Annotated in this window: 8 protein-coding genes and 2 rRNA genes; 2 read left to right on the top strand and 8 right to left on the bottom strand. The window is 41.8% G+C overall.

Annotation, left to right across the window (positions count from 1 at the left end):
* Positions 1-295: transposase (locus tag G457_RS21645; protein WP_035484087.1), on the top strand; the 295-nt coding region annotated here is incomplete at its 5' end.
* A gap of 86 nt (positions 296-381) precedes the next feature.
* Here G457_RS21645 and G457_RS0114840 read toward each other — a convergent pair.
* Positions 382-1,857: a TolC family protein gene (locus G457_RS0114840; RefSeq protein WP_026947169.1), complete on the bottom strand. Its 1,476-nt coding sequence runs from the start codon at positions 1,855-1,857 to the stop codon at positions 382-384.
* Positions 1,858-2,011: 154 nt separating this feature from the next.
* On the opposite strand from G457_RS0114840, the gene G457_RS0114845 reads away from it, so the two are divergent.
* Positions 2,012-2,776: a class I SAM-dependent methyltransferase gene (locus tag G457_RS0114845; protein ID WP_026947170.1), complete on the top strand. Its 765-nt coding sequence runs from the start codon at positions 2,012-2,014 to the stop codon at positions 2,774-2,776.
* Here G457_RS0114845 and G457_RS0114850 read toward each other — a convergent pair.
* The 7 genes from G457_RS0114850 to G457_RS0114880 all read right to left on the bottom strand — a co-directional run.
* Positions 2,773-3,735: a glycosyltransferase gene (locus G457_RS0114850; protein ID WP_026947171.1), complete on the bottom strand. Its 963-nt coding sequence runs from the start codon at positions 3,733-3,735 to the stop codon at positions 2,773-2,775. The two genes, G457_RS0114845 and G457_RS0114850, sit on opposite strands and share 4 nt — an antisense overlap.
* Positions 3,735-4,697 carry a glycosyltransferase family 2 protein gene (locus tag G457_RS0114855; protein WP_026947172.1) on the bottom strand — a complete coding sequence of 321 codons (963 nt, stop codon included), beginning with the start codon at positions 4,695-4,697 and terminating at the stop codon, positions 3,735-3,737. Before G457_RS0114855 ends, G457_RS0114850 begins: the two co-directional genes overlap by 1 nt.
* A gap of 1 nt (position 4,698) precedes the next feature.
* Positions 4,699-5,247: a DUF4199 domain-containing protein gene (locus tag G457_RS0114860; protein WP_026947173.1), complete on the bottom strand. Its 549-nt coding sequence runs from the start codon at positions 5,245-5,247 to the stop codon at positions 4,699-4,701.
* Positions 5,248-5,253: 6 nt separating this feature from the next.
* The gene (locus G457_RS0114865; protein WP_026947174.1) at positions 5,254-5,766 is read right to left on the bottom strand and encodes a DUF4199 domain-containing protein; all 513 of its coding nucleotides are present in this window, start codon (positions 5,764-5,766) and stop codon (positions 5,254-5,256) included.
* On the bottom strand, positions 5,759-6,997 hold the full coding sequence (locus G457_RS0114870) for a dihydroorotase (protein WP_026947175.1): 1,239 nt from the start codon (positions 6,995-6,997) through the stop codon (positions 5,759-5,761). The genes G457_RS0114865 and G457_RS0114870 overlap by 8 nt, the downstream gene beginning before the upstream one ends.
* A gap of 153 nt (positions 6,998-7,150) precedes the next feature.
* A 5S ribosomal RNA gene (gene rrf / locus G457_RS0114875) occupies positions 7,151-7,262 on the bottom strand.
* A 151-nt stretch (positions 7,263-7,413) separates the two neighbouring features.
* Positions 7,414-8,007, bottom strand: a 23S ribosomal RNA gene (locus tag G457_RS0114880); the annotation flags it as partial.

An 8,007-nucleotide genomic window follows, 5' to 3' on the forward strand; every position in this document is an offset into this window, starting at 1 on the left:
ATACGGCTATGCGATCAAAAGCTGGAGAGACAACTGGGAAGAACTGACCGCATTTCTGGACTTTCCGCTGGAAATCAGAAAAATTATCTACACAACCAACATCATCGAAAACCTGAATGGAAAAATCAGAAAATACACCAAAAACAAGCTTTCCTACCCAACCGATGAAGCCGTACTGAAATCAGTATTCTTGGCAGTCATGGAAGCAACAAAAAAATGGACCATGCCTATCCGAGATTGGGGCATGATCCTAAACCAATTTATGATTATGTTTGAAAACCGTATAAAACTCTAACTAACCCTAAAATCTATTTACACACTTTTTGGGATAGTGTCGAAGAAGGCGGGTCTTAACCCGCCTTTTTTTTTGACCTTTATCTTTTACTCAGCAGTATACAGTAGTTGATTTGTCTCAAAGTCATACAGCGTGAGCGCTCTCAATTCGTAATAAGCCAACCAAAAATCCCTCAATGCACTGAAATAAGCCCTTCTATTGGTATCTTTTTCATTTTGAGCAATGGAAAGGTCAGTGATCGACACATTACCTGACTGATAGCGCTTGATGGCGATTTCATACCGTCTCTGAGCCACTTCGTCAGATACTTTTGTCACTTGAAGACGCTCTTTGATCATTAGAAAGTTTTTGACTTTTGTGAAGATCTCCTGTTCGAAATTAATCTGATCCTGCTCCACGGTATATTCCACAAGCTGCTGATTTGCTTCTGCTTGAGCCATTCGCGCTTTATTTCTACCCCAATCCAAAACAGGTACCGAAAACCCTAAGCTGACCAAAGCCTGGGTGTTGGGGTTTTGATAAATATCAGGAAAGGTTAAAGCGGCATTGTTAAATCCATAGCTGGCATTTAGCTGTACGGCAAAGCGTTGTCCTTTTGCTTCCGCCAAAGCAGCCTCTGCCTCAATTTTCCTCCGTTGAAAAGCGAGTGCCTCTGCCCTATTTTGGAATGCCAGGGAAATGGCATTATCCACGTTTACATCAAAATCAGGCACATTCTCTGGCGATTCAAGCTGTATCAGTGTATTCGGATCTAAGCCGATAAATGAATTCACAGCAAGAGCTGAGCTTTCCAGGTCCAACTTTGCTTGTGCCAAATCCTGTCTCGCCTGAAGCACCTGAAGTTCTACCTGCAGAAGCTTATCCTCGAAAGTCGTTCCTAATTGATACCTCGCTTTCTCTATTTCAAAAATCTCCTCGGTATTACTAAGATTCTGTGTCGCGATATCCACATTGGCCTGAGCAAGCAAATAATCAAAAAAGAGCTGACTGACGAAAAAAGAAACTTGTTCCATTTCCTGCACATACGCTCGCTTGCTTTCTTCAAAAAGCAAAGGCTGAATTTTTTTATCCCACTTGAAAGGATTGTAGGCGAAAATTGGCTGCTGCAAGCGAATATTTACCGGTACACCGGACCAGCGAGTCTGCACATCATTTGGACTGGCCAAGAAATTATCAAATCGATTGGTTGAAGTATTTACTGAAATAACCCCTCCGGTAGGTGAAATTACCTGCTGAAGCCCCAACTCCAAGTCCATGAAGTTCTGCTGCACCTCAAGGAATTCGATAGATCCATCAGGCTGTGTAATGCTATTAAATGCCTGAGAATAGCTGGGAATTGTACCGTTCAATCGCAGTTGAGGATTGTAATTTGATCTAAAGAGTCTGTATTGCCAATATCTGTTTTCCTTTTGTGTTTTGGCACGAAGGGAAGCCGGTGATAGTTCCTTGGCACGCTGCACCATATCTTGAAGGGTGTAGGTTACCGTCTCTTGGGCTTTGGCTTCAAAAAAGGGGAAAGAAAAAATCCCCATTGAGAGTAGTAGGATAAATAATTTTTTCATGCAGTTAACTTAGGCGGTTAAAATAATTTAACTAAAATACTGATAGATATCTCAATTCCAAACCTACTCATCTTCATCTAATGCTAAAAAATGCTAAAACATTTTTTGGATGACTAGCTAGCCAAAGCTTCGATAGCTAAATTGCAGCTCCATGATCAAAAACATCATTTCCTTCGTCATTCGCTACGTTCCCAGACCTTTTTTGCAGCGTGTCAGCCCTTTGGCTATGAAATTTTTTGCCTGGAAAAATAAAGGTGATGCTGTCCAGTGTCCAGTATGCCAATCTCAATTCGGAAAGTTTTTGCCCTATGGAAGAAAGGCACGCGAAAATGCACTTTGCCCCAACTGCCTTTCATTGGAGCGGCATCGCTTGATGTGGCTTTTTCTTCAGGAAAAAACCAACTTCTTCACTGCCAATCTCCGCGTATTACATGTGGCTCCCGAACACTGCTTTTTGAAGCCCTTCGATTCGCTAAAAAACTTGGAATATATCACCGCGGATATTGAGTCTCCTTTGGCCAAGGTTAAAATGGATATTCATGATATTCCTTTCCCTGATGCCAGCTTTGATGTAGTGTTTTGCAATCATGTACTAGAGCACGTCAACGATGATATCAAGTCTTGTGCAGAGATCAACAGAGTTTTAAAGCCCAATGGATGGGGAATCTTGCAATCTCCGGTATATGACCTCCCGGAAACTTTGGAAGACAAATCAATCACTGACCCGGCTGAAAGGGAGCGAATCTTTGGTCAGCGAGACCATGTAAGAAAGTATGGAAAAGACTATGCAGAGCGCTTGAGAAGGTCAGGATTACAAATTGAAGAGAATCAATTCGTCAAAAACCTTCCTGCTGAAATGGTTCAAAAGTTCGCTTTACCTCCTGATGAGACCATATTTGTTTGTAAAAAGGGCGTTTAACCCTTTAAAAGCTTTCTAAAACCTTCGACAAGCAAGCCGGCCCCATAACCAGCCAATTGAAGAATGGAAGTTGCCATAGACAGCCCTCCTACTTTTAGGGACATGTATTGAAGACTTGCAAAAAAGAAGACCAAGGAAATCCAAATCAAAAAGACCAAGAGCAATACTGGAAAAATCGACCAGGAAAAAAGTCCTGAAACAAAGGTTAAAGCTAAGAATAACAAAAATGCAGAAGGTAATAAATGAACCAGCTTTACGGCATCTGGGTGATACCTCGACACATTAATCCGGTTCTGACCAAAGGAATAGGCTTGATTGAAAAATGACTTAAGAGTATTCTTTCGCTTATGAAATACAAAGGCTTCTTTGACTAGCTCGAGTTTAAATCCGGACTTCTTTATTCGAATACTCCATTCGATGTCTTCTCCACGATTCGGATCCACAAAGCCTTTTGTCTCTTCAAAAACTTGTCTCGATACGCCCATATTAAACCCTCTCGCTTGGTAAGAAGCTGGGTTTTTCATTTTTCCACGAATCCCTCCTGTCGTCAAGAAAGAGGTCATGGCAAAATCCATGGCCTTTTGCAAAGTTGAAAAACTGGATTCGGCCGTATCAGGACCTCCAAAAGCGTCTAAATTTCTCGACTCAATTGCCATCTTGAGTTTTTCGAGGTAATCTTTGGGAACAATTACATCCGAATCAAAAATGACATAGAAAGAGCCTTTAGCTTCTTGCATTCCGTGATTCCTAGCAAAGCCCTGACCTTGATTCTCTTGATAGAGGTAATGGATAGTTAGCTTTTCTTTAAATGAATCACATACCGACTCAGATGTCAGCGATGAACCATCCTCAATGACAATCACCTCAAAATCTTGGAAAGATTGGACCGAAAGTGAGTCCAAAAGCTCCCGAAGTTCTTCAGGGCGATTGTAAACTGGAATGATTACCGAAAAAAACATCAATAGTCAAAATTGATTTCTTCGTCTATTTTGTACTCTGATTCTTTGGATTGGTTTGAAGTCATCAACTCCGCGATAAATCCGGTAACAAACAATTGGACTCCAATGATCAATGCCACCAATGCTAAAAAGAAAAGCGGTTGATCTACGATTTCACGCACTTCTAAACCCTTTTTCAGACCATAAATCTTCTGAAAAATAAGCCAGCAAGTGATCAAGAAACCAGAAACAAAAGAAAGCGTACCCAGGAGCCCGAAAAAGTGCATGGGTTTCTTTTTGTATCGATGTACAAATGAAACTGAAATCAAGTCCAGAAAACCATTGAGAAATCGCTCGATCCCAAACTTTGAGACCCCATATTTTCGAGCTTGATGTTGGACTACCTTTTCACCTATTTTCCCAAACCCATTCCACTTAGCTAGAAGAGGGATATAGCGGTGCATTTCTCCGTAGACATGAATATTTTTTACAACTTTTAATTTATAGGCTTTTAGCCCACAATTAAAATCATGCAGCTTGATTCCAGAAATCCATCGTGTCACTGCATTAAAGAAGCGGGAAGGTATTGTCTTGGTGATTGGATCGTGACGCTCTTTTTTCCAGCCTGAGACGACATCATAGCCTTGCTCATGAATCATTTGAAAGAGTTCAGGAATCTCATCCGGACTATCCTGAAGGTCTGCGTCCAGGGTGATGACAACTTTACCTTGTGCCTTTTTGAAGCCAGCGTCAAGAGCTGCCGACTTTCCATAATTTCGGGTAAAGTTGATTCCTTTGATATTCCCATTACCTTTCGCCAAGCGGCTTATTTCAGCCCAAGAGTCATCTGTACTTCCGTCATTGACCAAAATAATTTCATAAGAAAAGCCGTGATCGTTCATGACACGGCTAATCCATTGAGTCAATTCTGAAAGGGATTCCTCCTCGTTAAATACAGGAACAACCGCCGAAATTTGCAACATATCAGTAATCCAGTGATTTATCTTTTTTCTTCAGAATAGCACCCGTGATAAGGGAAAGAATTGCATAAAATATAAGAGCGAAACCAAAGCTTTTAATTTGCCCCATTAAAGAGAACCCATCTGAAATGGAATTCCTCATTTCGTCCAATTGTTCAGCAGACATCGAATCTGCGGAGGCACCGAAACTTTCCATCATTTCTAAAGTATTTTCCACAGATTGCTCTGCAAGAACAGAAGGCAATGCAGGGTCAATTACTTGATAAAGCAGTATTCCTCCTATGATGGAGATTAATCCAGCAACCACCATCGTGATGAAAGAGAAATTGAAGGCCACGCCAAAGGTCATGAATCCACCTAATTCAGCCCGGTACTGCCTACCGAAGAAGATAACCAATACAAAGAATATGGCAAGAGCCACAAGTCCAAACCAACCCGCTACAAGGAGGCTAGAGTCAATAAAATATACCAGAAACGTAAGTGCAACAGAAACTAAGCCAATGGTAAGACCTGGTCTTACGGCAGCTTGAAAAGGAGTTTGTTTTTCTTCCATAGTCGTTTAATTAGGGTTTTTCCTGAAAATAATAGAAATAATAATGGTAAAAAACAGTCCGGGGACTATTTTCCAAATTCCATCGTTGATCGCAATGTCAATCGAAGCCATTTCTTGAATACTTTTTTGGGTTGCTTGGAAGGACTCTTCCCCTACTTGAGAAATGATAGTATCCTTACTTTGCTCCATAACCTGAATTTTTGAGACCTTTATAATCTCAAAAAGATCGGGAAAAAGAACTAAAATAATCCAAATCCCCAAAGCAGAGATAATAGCAATCAGCATGTACGTCACGAAACCTACTGACATTCCTTCCGCAAAGGAAAGATAGCCATTATTAGAGTAATCTTTAAAAAACTTCAAGGCCAAGAAAATGGAAACTGGAGTGATAATGTATCCAAAAATCAAATTCAGATTTGTCGGATCTGGCTGAACCCAAGCTAAAAACCCAAAGGAAATTAAGCTTAGAGTTCCTCCCAAGGTTCCAAACTGATAAGCAGAACTGAGGTATTTATTCATTGATTTTCAGCATATTACCTTCATATGTTCTGTATTTGACCTTTCCGAGTAACTCTTTGCCAAACCATGGATTATTAGAAGCTAAAGAATGATTGGAGTCCTCGTTGTATATCCATTTTTCCTTTGGATCGAAAATCGTAAAACCCCGAGAAATCTTTGAATCAAGTACTTTTGCTGGTCCAGTGGTTATTTTTTCTAATAATAATTCCCAACCTAGCTCTTCTTGCAAATGATTTAGCGCAGGCAAAAAAGTCTGCAATCCTGTCATACCAAAAGCGGCTAGATCAAACTCCATAAATTTCGAATCGAAATCTTCAGGTTGATGATTGGAGACCAAAGCATCAATGGTTCCATCCTTCAAACCTTCAATCAATGCGTCTCTATCTTCTTTCTCTCGAAATGGGGGGTTGACCTTTAGGTTTGGATCAAAATCAAATAAATCCTGATCATTAAAAATCAATTGATAGATAGAGACATCAGCTGTAATATTCAAACCTTCCTTTTTGGCTTGCTTTATCAGGTCGACTGACTTTGCAGTACTGATAGTTTGAAAATGTACACGTCCACCTGCATATCGAAGTAATTCTAGATTTCTTTGAATTGCTACCTCTTCTGCAAGCCTTGGAATTCCTTTCATCCCTAATTGGGTAGAAACATCCCCTTCGTGCATCTGACCAAATATTGCTAGTAAAGGATCATAAGCATGATCAAAAAGAATCCCGTTGACACGTTGTAAATATTGGACAATCTTGAGGTAGCGATCGCTATTGGAAAGAGAGACCTTTCCCTCACCAAATATGGTGACCCCAGACTGGAAATGTAGATCCAAAATTTCTGTCAGATCTTCTCCTTGAGTACCTTTAGTAACTGCAGCTTGGGGTATGATTTCAACTGGAAAGGCTTTGGACTTACTCAATAAGAAATCAACCAATCCCTTGTTTTCAATTACAGGATCTGTATTGGGAGTAAGAACAGCTGCCGAAAATCCAGAAACATGAAGGCTATTGCAAAGGCTCTCAATTGTTTCTTTATGTTCGTGACCCGGTTCTCCTGCACTTACTCTCAGATCAACCCAACCCTCAGAGCAAATCCAGCCATCAGCTATGATAGTCTCAGAGGGCGATGAGTCATAAGATCCAGCTGGAATAATCTCTCCATTATCAAAGATAAAGTCCCCAATTGTGGACTTTCCCTTGTGAACCCATCTCAACCCTTTAAATAATACAGCCATTCGATCGTGATTTGCTACAAAACTGCGACAATAATCCAAAAATGAAAAATAAATCTCCTAATCAGGAATGAATATTATCAGATTTCATTGATCACTAAAAGTGGGTTGTCCTAAAACCAAAAAACCCCAGCTGTTAGGCTGAGGTTTTGAATAATGAGGCGGCGACCTACTCTCCCGGGTGTAACCCCAGTACCATCGGCGCTGCAGGGCTTAACTGCTCTGTTCGGGATGGGAAGAGGTGGAACCCCTGCGCCAGGCCGCCTAAATCTTTGAAGACTTTTAGATCAAAGAGACAAGATCCAAGACACTAGGTCTTTATTCATGACTCCGTTATACCGATAGGTATATCTTGATTCCAATGTCTTGCTTCTAATATCTGAAGTCTTTAACATATCTTGTAGAAACTGCAACAGGATTTCGGTAAGCTTTCGGGCAATTAGTACTGCTCGGCTATGACATCACTGCCTTTACACCTGCAGCCTATCAACCTCATCGTCTCTGAGGGCCCTATACGGAAGTCTCATCTTGAGGGGAGTTTCGCACTTAGATGCTTTCAGCGCTTATCTCTTCCCGACGTAGCTACCCGGCAGTGCAGTTGGCACCACAACCGGTACACCAGCGGTCAGTCCAACCCGGTCCTCTCGTACTAAGGTCAGGTCCTCGCAAACTTCCCACGCCCGCAACAGATAGGGACCGAACTGTCTCACGACGTTCTGAACCCAGCTCGCGTGCCACTTTAATGGGCGAACAGCCCAACCCTTGGGACCTTCTCCAGCCCCAGGATGTGACGAGCCGACATCGAGGTGCCAAACCTCCCCGTCGATATGAGCTCTTGGGGGAGATCAGCCTGTTATCCCCAGAGTACCTTTTATCCTTTGAGCGACGGCCCTTCCATACAGTACCGCCGGATCACTATACCCGTGTTTCCACCCTGCTCGGCTTGTCGGCCTTACAGTCAAGCTCCCTTATGCTATTGCACTCCACGCACGGTTACCAAGCGTGCTGAGGGA

Source organism: Algoriphagus marincola DSM 16067 (assembly GCF_000429405.1).
Lineage (GTDB): Bacteria > Bacteroidota > Bacteroidia > Cytophagales > Cyclobacteriaceae > Algoriphagus > Algoriphagus marincola.

What these genes read in the sequence shown, in the direction of transcription:
- G457_RS0114840 (WP_026947169.1), bottom strand. Translation starts at nt 1,857, where the DNA reads ATGAAAAAATTATTTATCCTACTACTCTCAATGGGGATTTTTTCTTTC.
- G457_RS0114870 (WP_026947175.1), bottom strand. Translation starts at nt 6,997, where the DNA reads ATGGCTGTATTATTTAAAGGGTTGAGATGGGTTCACAAGGGAAAGTCC.
- G457_RS0114855 (WP_026947172.1), bottom strand. Translation starts at nt 4,697, where the DNA reads ATGTTGCAAATTTCGGCGGTTGTTCCTGTATTTAACGAGGAGGAATCC.
- G457_RS0114865 (WP_026947174.1), bottom strand. Translation starts at nt 5,766, where the DNA reads ATGAATAAATACCTCAGTTCTGCTTATCAGTTTGGAACCTTGGGAGGA.
- G457_RS0114860 (WP_026947173.1), bottom strand. Translation starts at nt 5,247, where the DNA reads ATGGAAGAAAAACAAACTCCTTTTCAAGCTGCCGTAAGACCAGGTCTT.
- G457_RS0114850 (WP_026947171.1), bottom strand. Translation starts at nt 3,735, where the DNA reads ATGTTTTTTTCGGTAATCATTCCAGTTTACAATCGCCCTGAAGAACTT.